This is a genomic window from Azonexus sp. MM2026_4 (genome assembly GCF_055901855.1).
In genome coordinates this window covers 2,683,043-2,706,570 of sequence record NZ_CM148380.1, presented here as the reverse complement: position 1 = coordinate 2,706,570, position 23,528 = coordinate 2,683,043, and the positions used below count along the sequence as shown (strand labels likewise).

At 63.7% G+C, this 23,528-nt stretch carries 24 protein-coding genes and 1 other RNA gene; 21 read left to right on the top strand and 4 right to left on the bottom strand.

From position 1 onward, the window contains the following. Positions 1–31: 31 nt before the first annotated feature. Together AC0KWY_RS12715 and AC0KWY_RS12710 are read left to right on the top strand one after the other, a co-directional pair. Positions 32–2,335: a TonB-dependent receptor plug domain-containing protein gene (locus AC0KWY_RS12715; RefSeq protein WP_474025862.1), complete on the top strand. Its 2,304-nt coding sequence runs from the start codon at positions 32–34 to the stop codon at positions 2,333–2,335. A gap of 66 nt (positions 2,336–2,401) precedes the next feature. Continuing rightward, on the top strand, positions 2,402–2,977 hold the full coding sequence (locus AC0KWY_RS12710; RefSeq protein ID WP_474025861.1) for a Crp/Fnr family transcriptional regulator: 576 nt from the start codon (positions 2,402–2,404) through the stop codon (positions 2,975–2,977). 16 nt (positions 2,978–2,993) lie between these two features. On the opposite strand, the gene ssrA is transcribed toward AC0KWY_RS12710, so the two are convergent. The 4 genes from ssrA to AC0KWY_RS12690 form a co-directional block, all read right to left on the bottom strand. Continuing rightward, positions 2,994–3,325: a transfer-messenger RNA gene (gene ssrA, locus AC0KWY_RS12705) on the bottom strand. Between the two features lie 5 nt (positions 3,326–3,330). Next, positions 3,331–3,843 carry a hypothetical protein gene (locus tag AC0KWY_RS12700; protein WP_474025860.1) on the bottom strand — a complete coding sequence of 171 codons (513 nt, stop codon included), beginning with the start codon at positions 3,841–3,843 and terminating at the stop codon, positions 3,331–3,333. Positions 3,844–3,848: 5 nt separating this feature from the next. Continuing rightward, positions 3,849–4,445 (bottom strand): riboflavin synthase, encoded by a 597-nt coding sequence (locus AC0KWY_RS12695; protein ID WP_474025859.1) that lies wholly within the window; start codon positions 4,443–4,445, stop codon positions 3,849–3,851. A 60-nt stretch (positions 4,446–4,505) separates the two neighbouring features. Next, a complete protein-coding gene (locus tag AC0KWY_RS12690; protein WP_474025858.1) occupies positions 4,506–6,215 on the bottom strand; it encodes a response regulator in 1,710 nt (569 codons plus the stop codon). Between the two features lie 142 nt (positions 6,216–6,357). Here AC0KWY_RS12690 and mnmG point away from each other — a divergent pair, with 142 nt between their 5' ends. The 19 genes from mnmG (at position 6,358) to AC0KWY_RS12595 (ending at position 23,528) form a co-directional block, all read left to right on the top strand. After that, positions 6,358–8,256, top strand: a complete 1,899-nt coding sequence (gene mnmG, locus AC0KWY_RS12685) for a tRNA uridine-5-carboxymethylaminomethyl(34) synthesis enzyme MnmG (protein ID WP_474025857.1) — start codon at positions 6,358–6,360, stop codon at positions 8,254–8,256. Then, the gene (gene rsmG, locus AC0KWY_RS12680; protein WP_474025856.1) at positions 8,253–8,870 is read left to right on the top strand and encodes a 16S rRNA (guanine(527)-N(7))-methyltransferase RsmG; all 618 of its coding nucleotides are present in this window, start codon (positions 8,253–8,255) and stop codon (positions 8,868–8,870) included. Before mnmG ends, rsmG begins: the two co-directional genes overlap by 4 nt. Continuing rightward, a complete protein-coding gene (locus AC0KWY_RS12675) occupies positions 8,867–9,628 on the top strand; it encodes a ParA family protein (protein ID WP_474025855.1) in 762 nt (253 codons plus the stop codon). Before rsmG ends, AC0KWY_RS12675 begins: the two co-directional genes overlap by 4 nt. Further along, on the top strand, positions 9,625–10,485 hold the full coding sequence (locus AC0KWY_RS12670) for a ParB/RepB/Spo0J family partition protein (RefSeq protein ID WP_474025854.1): 861 nt from the start codon (positions 9,625–9,627) through the stop codon (positions 10,483–10,485). Before AC0KWY_RS12675 ends, AC0KWY_RS12670 begins: the two co-directional genes overlap by 4 nt. 96 nt (positions 10,486–10,581) lie before the next feature. Then, on the top strand, positions 10,582–10,923 hold the full coding sequence (locus tag AC0KWY_RS12665; RefSeq protein WP_474025853.1) for an ATP synthase subunit I: 342 nt from the start codon (positions 10,582–10,584) through the stop codon (positions 10,921–10,923). 2 nt (positions 10,924–10,925) lie between these two features. Beyond that, positions 10,926–11,792, top strand: a complete 867-nt coding sequence (gene atpB / locus AC0KWY_RS12660) for a F0F1 ATP synthase subunit A (RefSeq protein ID WP_474025852.1) — start codon at positions 10,926–10,928, stop codon at positions 11,790–11,792. Positions 11,793–11,870: 78 nt separating this feature from the next. Continuing rightward, positions 11,871–12,125, top strand: coding sequence for a F0F1 ATP synthase subunit C (gene atpE, locus AC0KWY_RS12655; protein ID WP_076097435.1), 255 nt, complete (start codon positions 11,871–11,873; stop codon positions 12,123–12,125). A gap of 42 nt (positions 12,126–12,167) precedes the next feature. Then, positions 12,168–12,638, top strand: a complete 471-nt coding sequence (locus AC0KWY_RS12650; protein ID WP_374325118.1) for a F0F1 ATP synthase subunit B — start codon at positions 12,168–12,170, stop codon at positions 12,636–12,638. 5 nt (positions 12,639–12,643) lie between these two features. Further along, positions 12,644–13,177: a F0F1 ATP synthase subunit delta gene (locus AC0KWY_RS12645; protein WP_474025851.1), complete on the top strand. Its 534-nt coding sequence runs from the start codon at positions 12,644–12,646 to the stop codon at positions 13,175–13,177. Positions 13,178–13,186: 9 nt separating this feature from the next. Continuing rightward, the gene (gene atpA, locus AC0KWY_RS12640) at positions 13,187–14,725 is read left to right on the top strand and encodes a F0F1 ATP synthase subunit alpha (RefSeq protein ID WP_474025850.1); all 1,539 of its coding nucleotides are present in this window, start codon (positions 13,187–13,189) and stop codon (positions 14,723–14,725) included. Between the two features lie 15 nt (positions 14,726–14,740). Beyond that, a complete protein-coding gene (gene atpG / locus AC0KWY_RS12635) occupies positions 14,741–15,604 on the top strand; it encodes a F0F1 ATP synthase subunit gamma (protein WP_474025849.1) in 864 nt (287 codons plus the stop codon). Between the two features lie 37 nt (positions 15,605–15,641). Further along, positions 15,642–17,045: a F0F1 ATP synthase subunit beta gene (atpD, locus tag AC0KWY_RS12630; protein WP_474025848.1), complete on the top strand. Its 1,404-nt coding sequence runs from the start codon at positions 15,642–15,644 to the stop codon at positions 17,043–17,045. A gap of 25 nt (positions 17,046–17,070) precedes the next feature. Then, positions 17,071–17,496: a F0F1 ATP synthase subunit epsilon gene (locus AC0KWY_RS12625; protein WP_474025846.1), complete on the top strand. Its 426-nt coding sequence runs from the start codon at positions 17,071–17,073 to the stop codon at positions 17,494–17,496. Between the two features lie 228 nt (positions 17,497–17,724). Beyond that, on the top strand, positions 17,725–19,083 hold the full coding sequence (locus tag AC0KWY_RS12620) for a chloride channel protein (protein WP_474025845.1): 1,359 nt from the start codon (positions 17,725–17,727) through the stop codon (positions 19,081–19,083). Next, positions 19,080–19,328, top strand: coding sequence for a YkgJ family cysteine cluster protein (locus AC0KWY_RS12615; RefSeq protein ID WP_474025844.1), 249 nt, complete (start codon positions 19,080–19,082; stop codon positions 19,326–19,328). The genes AC0KWY_RS12620 and AC0KWY_RS12615 overlap by 4 nt, the downstream gene beginning before the upstream one ends. A 31-nt stretch (positions 19,329–19,359) precedes the next feature. Further along, positions 19,360–20,181 (top strand): undecaprenyl-diphosphate phosphatase, encoded by an 822-nt coding sequence (locus AC0KWY_RS12610; protein ID WP_474025843.1) that lies wholly within the window; start codon positions 19,360–19,362, stop codon positions 20,179–20,181. Beyond that, positions 20,169–20,735, top strand: coding sequence for a YqiA/YcfP family alpha/beta fold hydrolase (locus AC0KWY_RS12605; protein WP_474025842.1), 567 nt, complete (start codon positions 20,169–20,171; stop codon positions 20,733–20,735). Before AC0KWY_RS12610 ends, AC0KWY_RS12605 begins: the two co-directional genes overlap by 13 nt. Before the next feature lie 7 nt (positions 20,736–20,742). Further along, positions 20,743–22,644 carry a ribonuclease catalytic domain-containing protein gene (locus AC0KWY_RS12600; protein ID WP_474025841.1) on the top strand — a complete coding sequence of 634 codons (1,902 nt, stop codon included), beginning with the start codon at positions 20,743–20,745 and terminating at the stop codon, positions 22,642–22,644. After that, complete coding sequence (locus AC0KWY_RS12595; protein WP_474025840.1) at positions 22,641–23,528, top strand: energy transducer TonB; 888 nt, start codon at positions 22,641–22,643, stop codon at positions 23,526–23,528. The genes AC0KWY_RS12600 and AC0KWY_RS12595 overlap by 4 nt, the downstream gene beginning before the upstream one ends.

Genomic DNA, 23,528 nt, shown 5'->3' with positions numbered 1-23,528 from the left:
GTCGTCCATCAAAAAATAATCGGGGGTTTGCATGTCCTTTCCTGTCCGGCCGCTGGCGGCGGCCATCGGCTTTGCCTTTTCTTCGCTCGCCCTGAGCCTTCCCGCAACGGCGCAGACCCTCGGTGAAATCACCGTCAGCGCCGAGCGCGACAAGAGCGCCGGCAGCACCACTCAACTCGACGCCGCAGCCTTCCGCCGCCAGGGCGCGCGCAGCAGCGATGTCGCCGGCCTGTTGCAGGACGTGCCCGGCGTCAGCTTCTACGGTGCCGGGGCCGTTTCCAGCCTGCCGGCGATCCATGGCCTGGCCGACGACCGCCTGCGCATCAAGGTCGATGGCATGGACTTCATCGCCGCCTGCCCCAATCACATGAACCCGGCGCTTTCCTATCTCGATCCGAGCCAGGTCGGCGCGCTTACCGTCTATGCCGGGATCAGCCCGGTCAGCGTCGGCGGCGACAGCATCGGCGGCAGCATCGTCGCCGAGACGCGGGCGCCGGAATTCGCCGCCCCGGGCGAGCGCCTGGTCAAGGGCGAAGTCGGCGCCTTCTACCGCAGCAACAACGACGCCCGCGGCGTCAACGCCAGCGCCACCGTCGCCAGCGACAACCTCAGCCTGAGCTACACCGGCGCCTACAGCGCCGCCGACAACTACAGCGCCGGCAGCAACTTCAAGAACTACACCGCCACCGGTCGCGCTGGTCACCGCCTCGACCGCGACGAAGTCGGCTCGACCAGCTACCGGACCGGCAACCACACCCTCGGCCTGGCCTTCCGCAACGCCAACCACCTGTTCGAAGCCAAGCTCGGTTACCAGGACATGCCCGAGCAGCTCTACCCCAACCAGCGCATGGACCTGCTCGACAACGAACAGAAACGCATCAACCTGCGCTGGCTCGGCGACTACGACTGGGGTCGCATGGAGGCCCGCGTCTACCACGAGAGCGTCGATCATTTCATGGACTTCGGCGACGACAAACGCTACTGGTACGGCTCGAATTCAGGCGGCGTCGATGGTTCCCCCTGTACGCCGATCCGCTACGCCGGCGATCCGGCCGGTACCTGCGCCGCCGGGATGCCGATGAAGACCGCGAGCAAGACCACCGGCGCCAGCCTGAAGGCCGATGTGCGGCTCGGCAGCAAGGATCTGCTGCGCGTCGGTGGCGAACTGCAGAAATACCGCCTCGACGACTGGTGGCCGGCATCCGGCGGCGGCATGGGGCCGGGGACCTTCGTCAATATCAACGACGGCCAGCGCGACCGCAGTGCCTTGTTCGCCGAATGGGAAAGCCGTCGCGGCGAACGCTGGACGACCTCGCTGGGCCTGCGTTTCGAGCGGGTGACGATGGATGCCGGCAAGGTGCGCGGCTACGACGTTGACCCGGCGCCGCCGGGCAGCTTCGGCATGACCAGCGCCGATGCCGCGCGCTTCAATGCCAGCGACCGTTCGCGCCACGACAACAACTGGGATTTCACGGCGCTCGCCCGCTACGCGGCCAGCAGCTCGCTCGACATCGACGTCGGTTTCGCGCGCAAGACGCGCTCGCCCGGTCTGTACGAGGCCTATCCGTGGTCGACCTGGCCGATGGCGGCGACGATGAACAACTACGTCGGCGACGGCAACGGTTACGTCGGCAACCCCGATCTCGATCCGGAGAAGGCCTACACGCTGTCGACCACCTTCGACTGGCACAACGCCGAGCGCAGCCGCGAACTCAAGCTGACGCCGTACTACACGCATGTCGACGACTACATCGACGCCGTCCAGTGGAACGCCGCCACCAACGCGCCGCGCAGCACGCTCCTCACCGACCAGTTCACGGTGCTGCGCTATGCCAACCAGTCGGCTCGTCTCTATGGTCTCGACCTGTCCGGCAAGACGCCGCTGGCCAGCACCGGTTTCGGCCAGTTCGGCCTGAAGGGCGTGCTCAGCTACACGCGTGGCAAGAACCGCAAGACCGGCGACGATCTCTACAACATCATGCCGCTCAACGCGACCCTGACGCTGACCCAGAAGCTGGCTGGCTGGGACAACGCGCTGGAAGTGGTCGGCGTGGCGGCGAAGAACAAGGTGTCCGACATGCGCAACGAGGTCAAGACGTCAGGTTACGGGCTGGTCAATCTGCGCCTGAGCCACACCTGGAAGCAGGTCCGTCTCGACTTCGGGATCGAAAACCTGTTCGACCGCTACTACGAGATGCCGTTGGGCGGCGCTTATCTGGGCCAGGGACGGACGATGTCGATGAATCCGCCGGTGGCCGACGGCATGATCGGCTGGGGCAACCCGGTGCCCGGCATGGGACGGTCGCTGTATGCCGGCATCAACATCAAGTTCTGAGATGTCCGCTTGAAATGACCCCGGTCGATTCCGACCGGGGTCTTGTCGTTTGCGAAGGAGTGAAAGATGGGCTTGTTCAGGATCGATCGCCAGACGCCGGCTGTCGCCGGACCGCGTCGTCTCGACTGCGGCGCCAGTCTCTACCGCGCCGGCGACGAAGGGGTGGCCTGGCGTCTGCGCCGCGGCGTGCTACGCCTCGACAGCCCGCAGGCGGGCGGCGAGCGCTTCGCCAGCCTGGCCATCGGCAACGACATCGTCGGTTGCGAAACCCTGCTGTTCGGCGTTTATACCTTCTCGGCGAGCGCTCTGACCGATTGCGAAATCGTCCCCTGGCCGGAGGGCGAGGCCGGGCTGGCCGGCGAGTCCCTGCTCGCCACGCTGGCCCGCGCCCAGCAGCGGGCGGCCGAAGTGGTGGCGCTGCGCGGAGGTCAGGCGGTCGACCGCATCCTGGCGCTGGTCCGGCTGCTGGTCGAGGGCGACGGGCAGGTGGTGCTGCCGACCCGCCAGGCCATCGCCGACATCACCGACCTGCGCTTCGAGACGGTGTCGCGGGTGATCAAGCAACTGGAGCGCAGCGGCGTCCTCAACCCGGCGCGCGTCGTCGGTGTCCATGCCACGCGCAGCTTCCATTACGCCGGCTGAACGCCGGTCGTAAACGTGACGACGGGGACCGAAGTCCCCGCCGGCTGTCTTTGGTAACAAGGCTTCAGCAGCCCCGGCTATCCGTTTTTAGGCGGCAATAGCGAATTGCTCATCGTTGGCAATTATGGATTTGCGCGGATTACGTCCGTCGCCTTTCGAGTTGCCTGCGCACCTTTGTCCGCCCTGTCGAAACCAGTACACCCCCATCGCAAGGACACTCTTGGAATGTCCTTGGGTGGAGGTGAGGGGAATCGAACCCCTGTCCAGAACGCCTCCAGATTGCCGGAATTACAACCATGCTCTGGATTATGGGGGCGGCCGGGGGCTTTTTCAAGGGCGCCGCGGAAATCGTTTCAGCGACTGCACCAGCCGCGGAAGTCGCCGAATCCGCCGAGGCCGCGCAAATCTTCGGAGGCGGCGTAGGTCGAGCGGACGCGCCGGGTGCTGCCGTCGAACATGACGTCGAAGCGGGCGGGTTCGTTCCAGTCGTCGCAATAGCGCCATTCCCAGACCAGCTCGTCGCGTGCTTCGAAGTAGGTGGTCCAGTGCGGGACCGGCGGTCCGAACAGGCGGAGGACTTCTTTCTCGCTCATCTGCGGCCGGATTTTCGCGAACTGCGCGGCGACCAGCACGTTGTCGCGGGCGATGACGCGGCCGTCGCCGTCGCTGCGCACGAACCAGGTCCGGTAGCCGAGCGGTCCTTCCGGGTAGGCCAGGGTTTCGCCGCCGTCCGCCTCGGTCCAGCGCATGGCTGGCGGGCCGAGGCGCTGTTCGAGTTCGGCGACGGTGAGACTGGCGGGGAGCGGCCCGCCGCCGGCGCAACCGGCGAGCAGGGCGGCCGCCAGGAGGCTCGCGGCGGCGCGCATCGGGGTCAGCCGGCGTGGTCGGCGCTGAGCAGGCGTTCGCAGTAGCGGGCGATCAGGTTGACTTCGAGATTGACCTTGCTGCCCGGTTGCAGGCGGTTGAGCGTGGTGTTTTCCAGCGTGTGCGGGATCAGGTTGATGGTGAAGTCGGTGCCCTTGACCTCGTTGGTGGTCAGGCTGGTGCCATCGACGGCGACCGATCCCTTGCGCGCAATGTACTTGGCAATGTCTTGCGGGGCGCGGATTTCGAGCAGTCGGTTGTCACCGACGGCATCGAAGCGCAGCACCTCGCCGACGCCGTCGACGTGGCCGGAAACGAGGTGACCGCCGATGACGTCGGCCAGGCGCAGCGCCTTTTCCAGGTTGACCGGGCCGGGGGCGTCGAGGCCGACGGTGCAGGACAGGGTTTCCGGCGAAACGTCGACCATGAAGCAGTTGCCCGTCTTGGCGACGACGGTGAGGCAGACGCCGTTATGGGCCATCGAGTCGCCGATGGCGAGGTCGCTGATGTCCAGCTTGCCGGCGTCTACGGTCAGACGGTAGCCGACTTCGCGCGGCGTGAGTTCGGTGATGCGGCCGACGGCCGCGACGATTCCAGAGAACATGGCAGGGTCCGTGGTGGGAAAGACGGCGACTTTATCACGCCGCTCCCGGTACGAGATGTCTCAGACCTCCGGTCCGACACCGTATTTCTTGGCTACGGCGAGCTGCATCTGCCGGGCCGACACGACTTTCGGGCTCTTGCGGTCCTTCTGCTGGGCGCGCGCCAGGTATTCCCCGGCGCGTTGGGCGAGATCGTCGTTCCAGCCGCGCTTGTCGAGCAGGGTGTAGATGGCCTTTGCCGCGTTGACCAGGAACTGCAGGTTGGGCATCTGGTCCGCGGCCTGCATCAGCAACCTGACCGATTCCTCGAAATTGCCGGCGCGCGCGCCCATCACGCCTTCGTTGTTGAGGCGGACGATTTCCTTGCTGACTTCGGCGAGCAGCGCCTTGCCGGTGTCGGCCTGGCCGGTTTTCTCGAACACGTTGTGGATGTGGCCGAGCAGATGGTTGTCGTCGTTGTTCTCGGCGGCGACCTGGCGCATGATGCGCTCGGCGTCGCTTTGCTTGCCGGTGGCGATGCAGGCGTGGGCGAGATCGACGGCGAGACGTTGCGATACCGGGCGGCCTTTTTCGGCGGCTTCGGTGCTCAGCTCCTGCTGCATTTCCAGTGCCTGATCGATCAGTTGGGAGGCCTTGGCCGGCGCTCCCTCGCGTTCGAGGCAAAGGCTTTCGACGACCAGCGCGGCAAGCGTCGCCTGTTTGTCGCCGCGCAGTTCGCGCTTCATTTCGCCGACGATGCGCCGCGAGGCTTCGACATCGCCGCGTTCGACGAGGACGCGCGACAGGTTGGCGAAGTCGTTGACGCTGCGCAGCGTCGATCCCCGGCTGCGTTCCATCACCTTGCCGTAAGCTTTTTCGGCGACCAGGAAATCCTTGTTGCGGGCGGCGACGTCGCCGACCAGACGCTGCCGCACCGTGTTGTGCGGCGAGGCGTCGGCAGCCCGCTGCAGGACCTGCTGCGCTTCCTGGAGGCGGCCCTGGGCCTCGTGAACCGAGGCCAGGAAGTCGTAGGCGGAGAGAAACTCCGGGGATTCGAGCAGCACCTGCTCGGCGAGCTGCTTTGCTTCGTCGAGTGCGTCGCGGTCGCGCAGTGCGGTGGCCAGGCCCATTTTTGCCCAGGGCACGACGCGGCCTTCGAGCACGCGCCGATAGACCTCTTCGGCCTCCCGGGGGCGGCCCAGCTGGTGCAGCAGTTCGCCCTTGAAGCGCAGCGCGTCGTACATGTAGAGCGGTTGCTGCTGGATGACGCGGTCGCAGGCGGCAATCGCTTCCAGCAGTTCGCTGGCTTCGATGTGTTCGTAGATCTTGCGCAGGACGTGTTTCTTGTAGATGGCACGGACCAGGCGTCCCTGCAGTTGCTCGGCGGTGAAGGGCTTGATCAGGTAGTCGTCGGGGGCCAGTTCGGCGAGGGCGACGACATTGGTGTAGCCGCGCTCGCTGGTGATGATCATGTACACCGTCGCCAGCGGGATCAGGTGGGCGTAGCGCAGTTCCTCGAGCAGTTGCTGGCCGTCGCGGCCATCGTCGAGGACGAAGTCGGAGAGGATGATGTCGAACCGGTTGGCCTTGACCTGGCGGATCACTTCGGCCGAATTGCCGGCGCCATGCACGGCGGTCACGCCGAGTGCGCCGAGCATCAGGCGTAGCGCGTCGCGCGCCGGCGGGTGGCGGTCGATGAGCAGGACGCGTTTCTTGGTCAGAGAATGCTGGAGGACGAGCAGCATTTCCTCGTCGTCGAGCGGACTTCCGTTGCCGGCGGTTTTTCGATTCATTTCCGGAAAATTACTGTAGAAGGCCGACGACGGCAAGCCGAACCTCGTGTTGTCGTCGGCCGGCGTGCTTAAGTCTGTGTTTTTCCAGTTGCCTGACGTAAAATCGCCGGTCCCATACTGCGCCGCAACATACCCTTTCCCCATGCTTTATCCCACCCGTTTCGATGTCATCGTCGTCGGCGGCGGTCACGCCGGCACCGAGGCCGCGCTTGCCGCGGCGCGGGCCGGTGCGGCCACGCTGTTGCTGACGCACAACCTCGAAACCCTGGGGGCGATGAGCTGCAACCCGTCGATCGGCGGCATCGGCAAGGGCCATCTGGTGCGCGAGGTCGATGCGCTGGGCGGCGCGATGGCGGCGGCGACCGACGAAGCCGGCATCCAGTTCCGCATCCTCAATGCGTCGAAAGGCCCGGCGGTACGCGCGACGCGCGCCCAGGCCGACCGCGTGCTGTACCGCCAGGCGATCCGCTCGCGGCTGGAAAACCAGCCCAAGCTGACCCTTTTTGCGCAGGCCGTCGACGACCTGATCGTTGACGGCGACCGAGTCTGCGGCGCAATCACCCAGTTGGGCATCCGTTTCATGGCCGACGCCGTCGTCCTCACCGCCGGCACTTTCCTCAACGGCAAGATCCACGTCGGGCTGGAGAACTACACCGGCGGTCGCATGGGCGATCCGGCGTCGGTTTCGCTGGCCAGCCGCCTGCAGGAACTGCAGTTGCCGCAAGGGCGCCTGAAGACCGGGACGCCGGCGCGCCTGGACGGCAAGACGATCGATTTCTCGGTGATGGAGGAGCAGCACTCGGACGATCCGCTGCCGGTCTTCTCCTTCCTCGGCAACGCCGCCCAGCATCCGCGCCAGTTGCCGTGCTGGATCACCGAGACCAACGAGCGCACGCATGAGATCATCCGCGGCGGGCTTGACCGCTCGCCGATGTACACCGGGGTCATCGAGGGGGTCGGTCCGCGCTACTGCCCGTCGATCGAAGACAAGATCCATCGCTTCGCCGACAAGACCAGTCACCACGTCTTCCTCGAACCGGAAGGCCTGGGGACGCACGAGATCTACCCGAACGGGATTTCCACCAGTCTGCCCTTCGACATCCAGCTGGCGCTGGTGCGCTCGATCCGTGGCCTGGAAAACTGCCACATCCTGCGTCCCGGCTACGCCATCGAATACGACTTCTACGATCCGCGCGGACTCAAGGACACGCTGGAGAGCAAGGCGATCAGCGGCCTTTTCTTCGCCGGTCAGATCAACGGCACCACCGGTTACGAGGAAGCGGCGGCGCAGGGCCTGCTCGCCGGCATCAACGCGGTGCGTCACGGGCGCGGCGAGGCTGGCTGGTGTCCGAAGCGCAACGAGGCCTACCTCGGCGTGATGGTCGACGACCTGGTGACGCGCGGTGTCGCCGATCCTTACCGGATGTTCACCAGCCGCGCCGAGTACCGCCTGAGCCTGCGCGAGGACAACGCCGACTTGCGCCTGACCGAGCAGGGCCGCGCACTCGGCCTGGTCGACGACGTGCGCTGGGCGGCCTTCTGCCGCAAACGCGACGCGATCGCCGCCGAACAGGAGCGGCTGAAGACGACCTGGATCAATCCGAAGATCGTCGCCGCCGACGACTGCCAGCGCGTGCTGGGCAAGCCGATCGAGCACGAATACAGCCTGTTCGAGCTGCTGCGGCGGCCGGAGGTGGTCTGGCGCGAACTGGTCTCGCTGCCGATCGACGGCGTCTTGCCGGCGGCGCCGGAAATCGACGCGGCGGTGATCGAGCAACTTGAGATTGCCGCCAAGTACCAGGGCTACATCGACCGCCAGGCCGAAGAAGTGGCGAAGTCGGCCAGCTACGAAAGCACCGAACTGCCGGTCGATCTCGATTACGCGACGGTCGCCGGTCTGTCCAACGAGGTCCGCCAGAAGCTGCAGCAGCACCGGCCGCAGACCATCGGCCAGGCGTCGCGCATTCAGGGCATCACGCCGGCGGCGATTTCGCTGCTGCTGATCCACCTGAAGCGCCTCAACCTGTCGCGGGCGGCATGAGCGCGATCACCCTTCCGGAAGGTCTCGCCGCACTCGGCATCGACCTGCCCGACGCCGCGCAGCAGCAACTGCTCGCCTTCCGCGACCTGCTGCTGAAGTGGAACAAGACCTACAACCTGACCGCGCTGCGCGATCCGGCGCAGGCGATCTCGCATCATCTGCTCGATTCGCTGGCGATCCTGCCCTACGTCAATGACGGCGCCCTGCTCGACGTCGGTTCCGGCGGCGGCCTGCCCGGCATCCCGCTGGCCATCGCCCGCCCGCAGCTTTCCGTGCGCATGGTCGATACCGTGCAGAAGAAGGCGACCTTCCTGCAGCAGGCGGCGATCCAGCTCGGCCTGAAGAACGTCGCGGTCGATCATGCGCGGGTCGAGGAGCTGGGCGGCCAGTACGCGCAGATCAGTTCGCGTGCCTTTGCCGAACTCAAACTTTTCGTTGAACTCACCCGCCACCTGCTGGCCCCCGGCGGTCGCTGGCTGGCGATGAAGGGCGTCCGCCCCGACGCGGAAATCGCCGCCCTGCCGGCCGACATCGTCGTCGACCGCATCGTCCCCTTGGCCGTGCCCGGGCTGGACGCCGACAGACACCTGATCATCCTGAAAGCGGGCCAATGAAAGTACTCGCCATCACCAACCAGAAGGGCGGCGTCGGCAAGACGACCACCGCCGTCAACCTCGCCGCCTCGCTCGGTGCCGAAGGTCAGCGCGTGCTGCTGATCGACATGGATCCGCAGGGCAACGCGACGACCGGTTCGGGCATCACCAAGAAGGAGGCGTTGCCGACCGTCTATCAGTTGCTGATCGGCGCCGCTTCCCTGCTCGAAGTCTGCATCAAGACCGATTTTGACTTCGACATCCTGCCCGCCAACCGCGAACTGGCCGGTGCCGAAGTCGAGTTGATCGAACTCGACCGGCGCGAATACCGGCTCAAGGAAGCGCTGGCCCAGAATCACGACGAATACGATTTCGTCCTCATCGACTGCCCGCCGGCGCTCAACATGCTGACCGTCAACGCGCTGGTTGCCGCCGATTCGGTGCTGATCCCGATGCAGTGCGAGTACTACGCGCTGGAAGGTCTCTCCGATCTCGTCGAGACGCTGCGCAAGGTGCGCCACCACCTCAATTCCCGGCTCGAAATCGAGGGCCTGCTGCGCACCATGTACAACGGCCAGAGCACGCTGACCCAGCAGGTCTCCAACGAACTCGAAAGCCACTTCGGCAGCAAGGTCTACCAGACCATCGTGCCGCGCAACGTCCGGCTCGCCGAGGCGCCGTCGTACGGCAAGCCGGTCAATGCCTTTGACAAAAACTCCAAGGGGGCGCAGGCCTACACCTCGCTTGCCCGCGAAATTCTCGAAAGGGTCGCCAAATGATCAAGATGAAGGGACTCGGCCGCGGCCTCGACGCGCTGCTTGCCGGCAGCGATGCGAAACCCGAGGACGAATTGCGCAACCTGCCGGTTGATCGCCTGAAGCCCGGCAAGTACCAGCCGCGCACCCAGATGGACCCGGAATCGCTCGCCGAACTGGCAAGCTCGATCAAGGCTCAAGGCGTGATGCAGCCGATCCTGGTGCGTGCCGTAGACAGGACGCCGGGCGCCGAGCGCTACGAGATCGTCGCCGGCGAACGGCGCTGGCGGGCGGCGCAGCAGGCCGGCCTCGGTGAAGTCCCGGTGCTGGTGCGGACGATACCCGACGAGCAGGCGCTGGCGATGGCGCTGATCGAGAACATCCAGCGCGAAAACCTCAATCCGCTCGAAGAAGCGCAAGGCCTGCAGCGCCTGATCCAGGAATTCGGCCTCACCCATCAGCAAGCCGCCGACGCCGTCGGCCGCTCGCGTCCGGCAGCGTCCAACCTGATGCGCCTGCTGCAGTTGTCGGCGCCGGTCCAGGAACTGCTGATGAGCGGCAAGCTCGACATGGGTCACGCCCGCGCCCTGCTGCCCCTGCCCGGCGCGCAACAGGTGGCGGTGGCGCAGCGGGTGGTGCAGAAGGAACTGACCGTCCGCGAGACCGAGCGACTGGTGCAGCAGATCGTCAATCCGCCGAAAAAAACGTCGGCGCCGGCCGTCGATCGCGACCTGGTGCGTCTGCAGGAAGAAATCTCGGATGCTGTCGGGGCGGCCGTCGCCATCCGCAGCAACAAGAAGGGAGCGGGCAAGGTGACTATCGAATTCGGCAATCTCGACCAGCTCGAAGGCATCCTCGGCAAGTTGCGTCAGGGAACTTAGATTGCGGTAAACCCTTATTTTTCATTGACGCTATTTTTTGAAGTCTTGTATCATTTAGGTCTGTGTGGCTAAGCCGGTCAGCGATTGCGTGACACCATGTTGAAAGCGATATACCTGCAACTTGGTGCAGCATTGATAACAGCGATCGCGGCTGGTGCTATCGTGGGAACCCGGGGGCTGGTTTCGGTTGGGATTGCAGCTGTGGCTGCTATCGTGCCCAACCTGTTCTTTGCTGTCCGGCTGACGATGTTGAAGAATCGCGCGGGGGCGTCCTACGCTGCGAACTTCTTTGTCGGCGAATTCCTGAAGATTGGCGCCACCATAGGATTATTGGCAATCGCCATCAAGGGGTATCCCGGGATGCACTGGCCCAGCTTGCTGATTGGTCTGGCGATTGTTTTACATGCTGGTTTTATTGCGTTTTGGAAGAAATCCTGATCATGTCTACAGCAGGCCACGAAGCAGCAGCGAACGCGCCCACCGCCGGCGAATATATCGTTCACCACCTGACCCATCTCAACAGCACGGGTCACGCGCAGAAGAGCATCATCGACTTCAGCGTCATCAACCTCGATACGGTGGTTTTTTCCGTATTGATGGGCGTTCTCGGCCTCTTCGTCATGTGGCGCGTCGCCAAGAGCGTGACCTCGGGCGTGCCGGGGCGCATGCAGGCTGCCGTCGAAATCGTTCTCGAAATGGTCAATGAACAGGCCAAGGGCATCGTCCATAGCGCCGAGTCGCGCAAGGCTGTCGGTCCGCTGGCGCTGACCGTCTTCATCTGGATCTTCCTGATGAACTCGATGGACTTCCTGCCGCTCGACCTGCTGCCGACCATCTGGCAGACTGCTACCGGCAATCCCCACGCCTACCTGCGCGTGGTGCCGACCGCCGACCTGAACGGCACGCTGGGCATGTCGATCGGCGTCCTGCTCGTCTGCCTCTACTACAACGTCAAGATCAAGGGTTTCGGTGGCTGGATGCACGAACTCTTCACGGCGCCTTTCGGCAGCCATCCGCTGCTCTACCCGATCAACTTCGCGATGCAGATGATCGAGTTCCTGGCCAAGACCGTTTCGCACGGCATGCGGTTGTTCGGCAACATGTACGCCGGCGAACTGGTGTTCATGCTGATCGCCCTCATGGGTGCCGCCTGGGCGGGGACCACCACCGGTGTTTTCCTGTTCATCGGACACATCCTGTCCGGTTCGATCTGGGCTATCTTCCACATTCTGATCGTTGCCCTGCAGGCTTTCATCTTCATGATGCTGACCCTGGTGTACATCGGTCAGGCTCACGAAGCACACTAAGACTCACCCAACAGATTTTCCTGTAGTAACCCTGTTTTCGCTTTATCTTTTCATTACTTAAACTAGCAAGGAGTTGTCATGGAACACGTTCTCGGTTTTGTTGCTCTGGCTGCCGGCCTGATCATTGGTCTGGGTGCTATCGGTGCCTGTATCGGTATCGGCCTGATGGGCGGCAAGTACATTGAAGCTTCGGCTCGTCAGCCGGAACTGATGAACGCCCTGCAGACCAAGATGTTCCTGCTGGCCGGTCTGATCGACGCCGCATTCCTGATTGGCGTCGGTATCGCCATGATGTTCGCCTTTGCCAACCCGTTCCAACTGGTCGCAGGTTAATTACTCCTCTTCCGATCAACCCTTTAGAAGAGGACTAACACCGTGAATCTGAACGCAACGTTGTTTGCACAGCTCGTTGTGTTCTTCATTCTGGCGTGGTTCACGATGCAATTCGTGTGGCCCCCCATTGTGAAGGCGCTCGACGAGCGTGCGAAGAAGATCGCGGATGGTCTGGCTGCTGCTGAACGCGGCAAGCAGGATCTTGAACTGGCCACCAAGCGCTCCACGGATGCCCTCCGTGAAGGCAAGGAAAAGGCTGCCGAACTGATCGCCAACGCTGAAAAGCGCGGCGCCCAACTGATCGAGGAAGCCAAGGCGAATGCCAAGGTCGAAGCCGACCGCATCGTCGCCGGTGCCAAGGCCGAAATCGAACAGGAGGCCGTCCGTGCCAAGGAACAGCTGCGCGAACAGGTCGCTGCCCTGGTGGTCACCGGTGCCGAGCAGATTCTGCGCCGCGAGATCAACGCCCAGGCTCATTCCGACATTCTGGCCACGATCAAACAGGATCTGTAACGCTTATGGCTGAATCCGTCACCATCGCTCGCCCCTACGCCGACGCCGCTTTCATGCTGGCCAAGGAAGGCGGGGCCCAGGGCATCTGGTCGCAGCGCCTGCAAAGGCTGGCGCTGATCGCCCAGGACGGGGACATGGCTCAGGTCATGGGCAATCCCCGGCTCTCCGCTGAACAGATTGCAGAATTGTTCATTTCGCTGTCTGATGACAGCGACCCGATTCTCGCCAATTTTGTTCGTACCCTCGCAGAAAACCGGCGTCTCGCACTCCTGCCGGAGGTTTCCCGGCTTTTCGATCTGGCGCGCAGCCAGGAAGAAGGGGTCCAGGAGGCGGTGGTGTATTCCGCATTCCCGATTGACGACGCCCAGGTCGCTGCTCTGCTGCAGCAACTGGAGCCGCGTTTCGGAACCCGCCTGACCGCCCGCGTCGAAGTCGATGCGAGCCTGATCGGTGGTGTGCGGGTTACCGTCGGTGACCAGATGCTGGATGCTTCAGTCCGCGGCAAGCTTGACGCGATGGCCGTGGCACTGAACAACTAGGAGATTTTCATGCAGTTGAATCCTTCCGAAATTTCTGAACTGATCAAGAGCAAGATCCAGAACCTGCAAGGCGCATCGGAAGTGCGTACGCAGGGCACCGTGGTTTCCGTCACCGACGGTATCTGCCGCGTGCATGGCTTGCAGGACGTCATGCAAGGTGAAATGCTGGAATTCCCCGGCAACACCATCGGCATGGCACTCAACCTCGAGCGCGACTCCGTCGGCGCCGTCATCCTGGGCGAATACGAGCACATCTCCGAAGGCGACACGGTCAAGACGACCGGCCGCATCCTGGAAGTGCCGGTGGGTCCGGAACTGCTCGGCCGTGTGGTCAACACCCTCGGTCAGCCGATCGACGGCAAGGGCCCGATCAACGCCAAGGAAACCGACAAGCTGGAAAAGGTCGCCCCTGGCGTCATCTGGCGTAAGTCGGTTTCGCAGCCGGTGCAGACCGGTCTGAAGTGCGTCGACTCGATGGTTCCGGTTGGCCGTGGCCAGCGCGAACTGATCATCGGCGACCGCCAGACCGGCAAGACCGCCGTCGCTGTCGATGCGATCATCAACCAGAAGGGCAAGAACCTCTTCTGCGTTTATGTCGCTATCGGCCAGAAGGCCTCCACCATCGCCAACGTCGTGCGCAAGCTCGAAGAGCACGGCGCCATGGAATACACCATCGTCGTCGCTGCCTCCGCTTCGGAATCGGCCGCGCTGCAGTACCTGGCCCCGTACGCCGGCTGCTCGATGGGCGAATACTTCCGTGACCGCGGTCAAGATGCCCTGATCATCTACGACGATCTGACCAAGCAAGCTTGGGGCTACCGTCAGGTTTCCCTGCTGCTGCGCCGTCCGCCGGGCCGTGAAGCTTACCCGGGCGACGTCTTCTACCTCCACTCCCGTCTGCTGGAACGTGCTGCCCGCGTTTCCGAAGCCTGGGTCGAGCGTTTCACCAACGGCGCCGTGACGGGCAAGAGCGGTTCGCTGACCGCACTGCCGGTCATCGAAACGCAAGCCGGTGACGTTTCCGCTTTCGTTCCGACCAACGTGATCTCGATCACCGACGGTCAGATCTTCCTGGAAACCGACCTCTTCAACGCCGGTATCCGTCCCGCGATCAACGCCGGTATCTCGGTGTCGCGCGTCGGTGGCGCTGCTCAGACCAAGCTGATCAAGAAGCTCGGCGGCGGTGTCCGTCTGGCCCTGGCCCAGTACCGCGAACTCGCGGCCTTCGCCCAGTTCGCCTCCGACCTCGACGAAGCGACCCGCAAGCAGCTGGAACGCGGCCGTCTGGTCACGGAACTGATGAAGCAGCCGCAATACGCACCGATGAGCATCTCCGAGATGGCCGTTACCCTTTACGCTGCCGACAAGGGCTACTTCGACGACGTCGAAGTCAAGCGCGCGCTGGAATGCGAAAAGGCCATGATCAGCTACCTCAAGGCCAATCACGGCGAAGTCATGAACACCATGGAATCGTCGGCCGACCTGAGCGGTGATACCGAAAAGGCGCTGGCTGCCGGCATCCAGGCTTTCAAGAGCACCTGGGCCTGATCTTAGGAGAACGCCATGCCTAGCGGCAAGGAAATTCGCAACAAGATCAAGAGCGTAGAAAATACGCGCAAGATCACCAAGGCCATGGAGATGGTGGCTGCATCCAAAATGCGCAAGGCGCAGGACCGGATGCGGGCCGCCCGCCCCTACGGCGAGAAGATCCGGCGCGTGGCCAGCAACTTGTCGCATGCGCTGACCGAGTACAAGCACCCCTTCCTCGAGAAGCGCGAGCAGAAGGCGATCGGCATTGTCCTCGTCACTTCCGACAAGGGTCTTTGCGGCGGTCTGAACTCCAACGTCCTGCGCCTGGTTCTGGGCAAGATGAAGGAACTCGACAGCCAGCAGATCAAGTTCCAGGCAACCTGCATTGGCAACAAGGGGCTGGGTTTCATGCAACGCGCCGGCGCGAAGATCGTTTCGCACGTCGTCGCGCTGGGTGACACCCCGCACCTGGAAAAGCTGATCGGCCCGCTCAAGGTTCAGCTCGACGCCTACATGAAGGGCGAAATCGACGCGCTGTACATCGGCTACACCCGCTTCATCAACACGATGAAGCAGGAACCGGTTTTCGAAAAACTGCTCCCGCTGGCTGACGATATCGTCAAGACCGATCATCAGCCGGGTTGGGACTATGTCTACGAGCCGGAAGCCCAGCCAGTTATCGACGATCTGTTGATCCGCTATGTCGAAGCTTTGATTTACCAGGCCGTGGCTGAAAACATGGCCTCCGAGCAGTCTGCCCGGATGGTCGCCATGAAGTCTGCTTCCGATAACGCCAAGAACGTCATCGGTGAATTGAAGCTGGTCTATAACAAGGCCCGTCAGGCCGCGATTACCAAGGAACTCTCGGAAATCGTCAGCGGCGCCGCCGCAGTCTGACGCCTGCGCGCAGCTTTTAATTATTGGGGATTTGAATATGAGTCAAGGTTCCATCGTTCAGTGTATCGGCGCAGTTGTGGACATCCACTTCCCGCGCGACGCGATGCCGAAGGTCTACGACGCACTCAAGCTCGACGCCTCCGAAGAAAACGGCATGGTTGAAGCCGGCCTGACCTTCGAAGTGCAGCAGCAACTGGGTGACGGCGTCGTCCGTACCATCGCCATGGGTTCATCCGACGGCCTGCGCCGCGGCATGAAGGTTAACAACACCGGTGCCGGCATCTCGGTGCCGGTCGGCATGGGCACGCTGGGTCGCATCATGGACGTGCTTGGCCGTCCGATCGACGAAGCTGGCCCGATCGACAGCAACGAGCTGCGTGAAATCCACGCCGCCGCGCCGAAGTTCGACGAACTGTCGTCTTCCGTCGATCTGCTCGAAACCGGCATCAAGGTTATCGACCTCATCTGTCCGTTTGCCAAGGGCGGCAAGGTCGGTCTGTTCGGCGGCGCCGGCGTCGGCAAGACCGTCAACATGATGGAGCTGATCAACAACATCGCCAAGCAACACTCGGGTCTGTCCGTGTTTGCCGGCGTTGGTGAGCGTACCCGCGAAGGTAACGACTTCTATCATGAAATGAAGGACTCCAACGTTCTCGACAAGGTCGCGATGGTGTTCGGTCAGATGAACGAACCCCCGGGCAACCGTCTGCGCGTCGCGCTGACCGGTCTGACCATGGCCGAACGTTTCCGTGATGATGGTCGTGACATTCTGTTCTTCGTCGACAACATCTATCGCTACACGCTGGCCGGTACCGAAGTGTCCGCACTGCTCGGCCGTATGCCTTCCGCCGTGGGCTATCAGCCGACGCTGGCTGAAGAAATGGGCCGTCTGCAAGAGCGTATCACCTCGACCAAGGTTGGCTCGATCACCTCGATCCAGGCCGTATATGTGCCTGCCGATGACTTGACCGACCCGTCGCCGGCCACCACCTTCCTGCACTTGGACTCCACGGTCGTGCTGTCGCGTGACATCGCCTCGCTGGGTATCTACCCGGCCGTCGATCCGCTCGACTCCACTTCCCGCCAGCTCGATCCGCAGATCGTCGGCGAAGAGCACTACTCGGTCGCCCGTGCCGTGCAGATGAACCTGCAGCGCTACAAGGAACTGCGCGACATCATCGCGATTCTGGGCATGGACGAACTGTCGCCGGAAGACAAGCTGGCCGTCAGCCGCGCCCGCAAGATTCAGCGCTTCCTGTCGCAGCCCTTCCACGTTGCCGAAGTGTTCACCGGTTCCCCGGGCAAGTTCGTTCCGCTCAAGGATACGATCAAGGGCTTCAAGGGCATCGTCAGCGGCGAATACGATCACCTGCCGGAACAGGCCTTCTACATGGTCGGCGGCATCGAAGAAGCTGTCGAAAAGGCGAAGACGCTGCAGTAATGCGGCCTCAGCATAGGAGCCAGTAATGGTTATGACCGTTCATTGTGATGTCGTCAGTGCCGAAGAATCGATTTTCTCCGGCCTGGTGGAAATCGCAGTGTTCCCCGGCGAAGCCGGGGAACTCGGCATCCTGCCGCAACATACCCCGCTGTTGACCCGCATCAAGCCCGGCACCATTCGTCTCAAGGTGCCGGAACAAAGCGAGTTCGAACTGGTGTATGTCTCCGGCGGCATGCTGGAAGTCCAGCCCAACATGATCACCGTGTTGGCGGATACCGCGATTCGTGCCCATGACCTCGACGAGGCCAAGGCACTGGAAGCCAAGAAGCGCGCCGAGGAAGCACTGGCCAATCGTCAGGCGGAGATGGACTACGCCGCAGCGGAGGCCGAGTTGGCCGAAGCCATTGCCCAGTTGCAGGCGATTCAGCGTCTGCGCAAGCATACCCACTGATACGGCGACGTATCCTGCACAAAGAGCAGCCTTCGGGCTGCTTTTTTATTTCTTGCTGCCGGTACGCCCGACGCATTTGCCAGACTGGGCTGTGTCCGGCTGACGAATCCTGTCAAAATGCCGCCATGGATTGTTCTTCATTTCGTTTTGGGCGCTCGATCGTCCGTCAGGGTACGGAGCGCTGCGGTGGCTGACGATGCCGCAAAAACAGCGGGCCTGACCGGAAAAATGCGCAGTTTCCTGGAAGACAGGTTCGTCCGTGCGCAAACCTACATCCGCGCCAACCAGAACTATCTGCTGGCGCAAGTCCGAATCTGGCTCGGTCAACTGGTTTTCTGGGGCTGCGGCATCGTCGTCGGGCTGGCCGCCGTGGCTTTCGCGCTACTCAGCGACGGCGCTGGCGAGAGCTTTGCCCACTGGGCGGCACTGTATCCCTGGCTGCCTTTCGCCGTCACGCCGCTGGCCGGCGTTGCCCTGCTCTGGGCGACCCGCAACTTCTTTCCCGGCGCCCAGGGGAGCGGCATCCCGCAGGTGATCGCGGAGATGAAGCGGCCCGCCGTCCCGGGCTGGAAGCCGCTGGTGTCGTTGCGGATTGCCGTCGGCAAGATCCTGCTCGGCGTCGCCGCGGTGGGCAGCGGCTTCTCTTTCGGGCGCGAGGGGCCGACGGTGCAGGTCGGCGCCAGTCTGATGGCAGCCGCCGGACGCTTCATGCCGGCAACCTTGCGCATCCACCGCCAGCACCTGCTGGTCGCCGGCGGCGCCGCCGGCATCGCTGCCGCCTTCAATGCCCCGCTGGCGGGAATCGTCTTCGCCATCGAGGAACTGTCGCGTTCCGTAGAATCGCGCCTGAGTGGTGTGGTCATCGCGGCGATCGTGCTGGCCGGCGTGATCGCCCAGCATTTTCTGGGCAGCGACAACTACTTCGGTCGCGTCGTGGTATTCGGCGAGAGCGGCGAACTGCTGACGACCATTCTCACCTGCGCCATCGTCACCGGCGTCGCCGGCGGTCTTTTTGCCCGCATGCTGATCGTCTCTGCCACCGCCTGGAAGGGCTCGCTGGCGACCTTGCGCAACCGCCATCCCTATCTCTTCGTCGCTTGCTGTGGCCTGCTGCTCGCCGCCCTGGGCTGGGTGACGGGCGGTGTCACCTGGGGCAGCGGGTTCGCCGAGACCAAGGCTCATCTGATCGGTCAAGCCGATCTGCCGTGGTATTTCGGGCCGACCAAATTCGTCGCTACCGTCGTTTCCTACCTCAGTGGCCTGCCCGGCGGGATTTTCGCGCCGTCCCTGGCGATCGGCGCCGGCATCGGCCAGGATCTGGTGCCTGTCCTCGACGGCCAGGCTTTCCCAACCACCATCGTCGTCCTCTGCATGGTCGGTTTCCTGGCCGCCGCAACGCAGGCGCCGATCACCGCCTTCATCATCGTCATGGAGATGGTCGATGGCTACTCGCTGGTGATCGGCCTGATGGCGACCGCGCTGATTGCCTCGGCGGTGTCCCGGATGTTTTCCAAGTCGCTGTACACGACCCTGGCTGAACACATGCTGCGGCAGCAGTTGCCGGCGGAAAATCCGCCAGCGCGATGAGTGCTGTCTGCCGTCCCGGCTGCGCTGCCTGCTGCATCGCGCCGTCGATTTCCTCGCTCGACAAACCGGCGGGCGTGCCCTGTGCGCATCTCGATGCCGACCGGCGTTGCCGGATATTCGGCCGGCCGGAGCGACCCGCCTGCTGCGCCGGCTTGCAAGCCTCGGCGGAAATGTGCGGCGAAACCCCTGTACAGGCGCTGCAATGGCTGGCCGATTTGGAGGCGGCGACGCGCCCGCAGGGGTAAAATGCGCGCTCTTGTCATAGCGCTTCCCCCCATGGACCCGATTCTCCTCCTCAAAGCCCTGTTCCTCGGTATCGTCGAGGGGCTGACCGAATTCCTGCCGATTTCCTCGACCGGCCACCTGATCATCGTCGGCAGCCTGCTCGACTACACCAACGAACAGAGCAAGGTGTTCAAGATCGTCATCCAGCTCGGTGCCATCCTTGCGGTCTGCTGGGATTTCCGTGAACGGATCGGCAAGGCCTTGGGCGGACTGGGCAGCGATCCGGTGCAGCAGCGTTTTGCCAGCCTGCTGCTGCTTGGCTTCCTGCCCGCCGCCATCCTCGGCCTGCTGTTTCACAGCACGATCAAGACTTACCTGTTCAATCCCTTGAGTGTTGCCGGGGCGCTGATCGTCGGCGGTTTCCTGATTCTTTACATCGAGCGCAAGGCTTACCATCCGCGCGTCAACAGCGTCGACGACATGCGCTGGCCGGATGCACTGAAGGTCGGTTTCGCGCAGGCGATGGCGATGTTCCCGGGGACCTCACGCTCCGGGGCGACGATCATGGGCGGTCTGATCTTCGGTCTGTCGCGCAAGACGGCGACCGAATTCTCCTTTTTCCTCGCCATCCCAACCATGTTCGCCGCCACCGTCTATGACGTGTACAAGAACTGGTCGCTGCTGCACATGGCGGACCTGCCGGTCTTCGCCGTCGGTTTCCTGGCCTCCTTCGTCGCCGCGATGCTCACCGTCAAGGCCTTGCTGCGCTACGTGTCCAACCACGACTTCACGGTGTTCGCCTGGTATCGCATCGTCTTCGGCGTGATCGTCCTGCTCACCGCGGAGATGGGCTGGGTCGAATGGACGGCCTGATCCTCTACCTGCACGGCTTCTGTTCGTCGCCGGCGTCGTGGAAGGCCCGCCTGCTCGGCGAGGAAATGGCCCGCCGCGGTCTGGCGGCGCACTTCGTCTGTCCGGCGTTGTCGCCAGTTCCGGCGCAGGCGGTTGCCGACCTGTCGCGCTTTCTCGAAAGTGCCGGGTGCCCAGTGACGCTGATCGGCTCGTCGCTGGGCGGCCATTACGCCAGCTATCTGGCGGCGAAGTTCGGACTGCCGGCGGCGCTGATCAATCCGGCGGTGGTCAGCGCGCTGTCGGCGGAGCAGTTCATCGGCGAACATGCCAATTTCCACAGCGGCGAGCGTTTCGTGTTCACCGTCGAGCACGCGGCGCAACTCGCCGCCCAGGTAGCCCGGCCCGACCCGGCACAGCTCTGGCTGCTGCTGGAAACGGGCGATGAAGTGCTCGATTACCGCGCCGCCCAGGCGCACTGGTTCGGTTGCCGGCAAAGCGTCTACGAAGGCGGCGACCACAGCTTCACGCGGTTTCCCGAATTGATGCCGCAACTCATTGAATTTGCCGGGTTATAATCCGCCGATGAACGTATTGTTTGAAGAAGATGGCGGTTTCAAGGCGGGCAGCATCCTGGCCGACAACGACAGCTCGTTGCAGGTCGAAATGCCCTCCGGCAAACGCAGCAAGATCAAGGCGGCCAGCATCCTGCTGCGCTTTGCCCAGCCGGCGGCCGGTGCCCTGCTCGAACAGGCGACGCCGCTTGCCGCAGAGATCGAGGCGGATTTCCTCTGGGAGTGTGTCAGCGATGGCGAATTTTCGTTTCTGGATTTTGCCCGTGATTACTACGGACACGACCCCGCGCCGGTCGAAGCGACGGCGGTGCTGCTTGCCCTGCACGCTGCGCCCGTCTATTTCCACCGCAAGGGCAAGGGCCGCTTCCGCAAGGCGCCCGCCGACATTCTCGCAGCTGCTCTGGCCAATCTTGAAAAGAAGCGTCAGCAAGCGCTGGCGATGGAAGGCTGGCTCGCCGAGCTGAAGGAATTCCGTCTGCCGCCGGAGATCGCCGTGCTGACCGACGCGCTGCTCTACGCGCCGGACCGCAACAAGCCGGAAACCAAGGCCTTCGAGACGGCCTGCGCCGAAACCGGCCTTTCTGCTGCTCAGCTCCTGTTCAAATGCGGCGCCATCAAGTCGCCCTACCACCTGCACTACAAGCGTTTCCTGCACGAGCAGTTCCCCCGCGGTACGGGTTTCCCGGTGCTCGACGCGCCGCCGCTGCCGGTCGACCTGGCGCGCGCCGAGGTGCGTGCCTTCTCGATCGACGACGCCAACACCACCGAGATCGACGACGCGCTGTCGGTCACCTGGTTGCCCGGCATCGGCAGCCGTATCGGCATCCACATCGCGGCGCCGGGGTTGGCCATCGAACACGGTTCGCCGCTCGACGGCGTTGCCCGCGCCCGGCTGTCGACCGTGTACATGCCCGGCAACAAGATCACCATGCTGCCCGACGCCGTGGTCCAGAATTACACGCTGGCCGGCGGCACCGATTGTCCGGCGATATCGCTCTACCTGACGGTCAACGAGCAGTACGAAGTGCTGGCGCATGAATCCTGCATCGAACGCGTGCACATCGCCGAGAACCTGCGTCACCACGATGTCGAGCCCTGGTTCAACAGCGAGACGGTCGCTGCCGCGCTGCCCGACAAGCCCTTCGCCCGCGAGCTGCTTCACCTCTGGCACTTCGCCAACGCCTGCGAAGGCCGGCGCGGCAAGCCGTCGGCGATGCAGGGCGTGAACGACTACAACTTCGCGATCGCCGGCGACCTCGCCGACCCGGAAACCTGCAGCGTCGACATCAGCGAACGCAAGCGCGGCAGTCCGCTCGACAAGCTGGTCGCCGAGTTGATGATCGTCGCCAACTCGACCTGGGGCGGCCTGCTCGCCGAGAACAACATCGCCTGCCTGTACCGCGCGCAGACCCAGGGCAAGGTGCGCATGACCACCTCGCCGCTGCCGCACGAAGGCCTCGGGGTGCCGCAGTACGCCTGGATGACTTCGCCGCTGCGCCGCTACTGCGACCTGGTCAATCAATGGCAGTTGATCGCCTGTCTGCGGGAAACGCCGCCGCCCTTCCCGCAGAAGTCGGCCGAGCTGTTCGCGGCGATGCGCGATTTCGAGCTGACCTACGCCGCCTACGCCGAGTTCCAGCGCCTGATGGAACGCTACTGGTGCCTGCGCTGGCTGCAACAGCACGGCATCGCCGAAATCGATGCCACCCTGCGCCGCGAGCAGATGGTCAAGCTCGACCACCTGCCGCTGCTGGCGCGGGTCGCCTCGGTACCCGCCGATCTGCCGCCCGGTCAGCGTTTGCACCTGGCGATCGAGGAGATCGACCTGCTGCGGCCGGAAGTGGCGCTGCGTTTCGTCGGCCTGCTTGACGTCGCCGATGACGCTGCGCTCCCGGAGGAGGAGGCCGCGTGACCCGCCAGCTCCGCCCGCTGACGACCCCGCGCGGCGATCGTCGCCTATGGCTGGCGATCGGCATTTCCGTGCTGTTGCACGGGGTGCTGCTCAGCCTGCATTTCGCGTTTCCGGAAGCCTCCCGGGTTGCCCGCGAAAAGGCGCTCGACATCATCCTGGTCAATGCCGGCGCTCAGCGCCCGCCCAGCGATGCGCAGGCGCTGGCGCAGGCGAATCTCGACGGCGGCGGCAATACCGACGAAAACCTGCGCGCCAAGACGCCCTTGCCGCCGACCGAGCAGCAATCCAGCGGCGAGGACATGCAGCAGATGCGGCGCCGGGTCCGCGAACTCGAGGCGGCGCAACACAAGATGCTGACCCAGGCGGCCAATCTCGCCCGCGTCGCGGCCGCCGAAACACGCAGCGAACAACCCGAGCCGACGCCGCAGCTGACCGGTACCGACCTCGCCGACACGGCGCGGGCGATGGCCCGTCTCGAAGGCGAGATCGCCAAATCGATCGAGGAATACAACAAGCGGCCGCAGAAGAAGTTCATCGGCGCGCGTACCAAGGAGTACCGTCTGGCGCCGTATTTCGACGCCTGGAAACAGAAGATCGAGCGCATCGGCACGCTCAATTACCCGGAAGCGGCGCGCGGCAAGCTCTACGGCAAGGTGGTCATCTTCGTCGAATTGCGGGTCAACGACGGCAGCCTGTACAACGTCGAAATCTCCCGATCGTCCGGGCACAAGCTGCTCGACGAAGCGGCCCTGCGCATCCTGCGCATGGCGGCGCCGTTCGGGCCGATCCCGCGCGAGGCGATGGATGGCGCGACGGTGCTGTCGTTCGCCCGGGAATGGAATTTCGTCCCCGGCGATACCCTGGCGACCCGCAACAGCAACTAG

Coding starts and splice junctions, on each gene's coding strand:
- AC0KWY_RS12715 (WP_474025862.1), top strand. CDS start 32: ATGTCCTTTCCTGTCCGGCCGCTGGCGGCGGCCATCGGCTTTGCCTTT.
- AC0KWY_RS12710 (WP_474025861.1), top strand. CDS start 2,402: ATGGGCTTGTTCAGGATCGATCGCCAGACGCCGGCTGTCGCCGGACCG.
- AC0KWY_RS12700 (WP_474025860.1), bottom strand. CDS start 3,843: ATGCGCGCCGCCGCGAGCCTCCTGGCGGCCGCCCTGCTCGCCGGTTGC.
- AC0KWY_RS12695 (WP_474025859.1), bottom strand. CDS start 4,445: ATGTTCTCTGGAATCGTCGCGGCCGTCGGCCGCATCACCGAACTCACG.
- AC0KWY_RS12690 (WP_474025858.1), bottom strand. CDS start 6,215: ATGAATCGAAAAACCGCCGGCAACGGAAGTCCGCTCGACGACGAGGAA.
- mnmG (WP_474025857.1), top strand. CDS start 6,358: ATGCTTTATCCCACCCGTTTCGATGTCATCGTCGTCGGCGGCGGTCAC.
- rsmG (WP_474025856.1), top strand. CDS start 8,253: ATGAGCGCGATCACCCTTCCGGAAGGTCTCGCCGCACTCGGCATCGAC.
- AC0KWY_RS12675 (WP_474025855.1), top strand. CDS start 8,867: ATGAAAGTACTCGCCATCACCAACCAGAAGGGCGGCGTCGGCAAGACG.
- AC0KWY_RS12670 (WP_474025854.1), top strand. CDS start 9,625: ATGATCAAGATGAAGGGACTCGGCCGCGGCCTCGACGCGCTGCTTGCC.
- AC0KWY_RS12665 (WP_474025853.1), top strand. CDS start 10,582: ATGTTGAAAGCGATATACCTGCAACTTGGTGCAGCATTGATAACAGCG.
- atpB (WP_474025852.1), top strand. CDS start 10,926: ATGTCTACAGCAGGCCACGAAGCAGCAGCGAACGCGCCCACCGCCGGC.
- atpE (WP_076097435.1), top strand. CDS start 11,871: ATGGAACACGTTCTCGGTTTTGTTGCTCTGGCTGCCGGCCTGATCATT.
- AC0KWY_RS12645 (WP_474025851.1), top strand. CDS start 12,644: ATGGCTGAATCCGTCACCATCGCTCGCCCCTACGCCGACGCCGCTTTC.
- atpA (WP_474025850.1), top strand. CDS start 13,187: ATGCAGTTGAATCCTTCCGAAATTTCTGAACTGATCAAGAGCAAGATC.
- atpG (WP_474025849.1), top strand. CDS start 14,741: ATGCCTAGCGGCAAGGAAATTCGCAACAAGATCAAGAGCGTAGAAAAT.
- atpD (WP_474025848.1), top strand. CDS start 15,642: ATGAGTCAAGGTTCCATCGTTCAGTGTATCGGCGCAGTTGTGGACATC.
- AC0KWY_RS12625 (WP_474025846.1), top strand. CDS start 17,071: ATGGTTATGACCGTTCATTGTGATGTCGTCAGTGCCGAAGAATCGATT.
- AC0KWY_RS12620 (WP_474025845.1), top strand. CDS start 17,725: ATGCGCAGTTTCCTGGAAGACAGGTTCGTCCGTGCGCAAACCTACATC.
- AC0KWY_RS12615 (WP_474025844.1), top strand. CDS start 19,080: ATGAGTGCTGTCTGCCGTCCCGGCTGCGCTGCCTGCTGCATCGCGCCG.
- AC0KWY_RS12610 (WP_474025843.1), top strand. CDS start 19,360: ATGGACCCGATTCTCCTCCTCAAAGCCCTGTTCCTCGGTATCGTCGAG.
- AC0KWY_RS12605 (WP_474025842.1), top strand. CDS start 20,169: ATGGACGGCCTGATCCTCTACCTGCACGGCTTCTGTTCGTCGCCGGCG.
- AC0KWY_RS12600 (WP_474025841.1), top strand. CDS start 20,743: ATGAACGTATTGTTTGAAGAAGATGGCGGTTTCAAGGCGGGCAGCATC.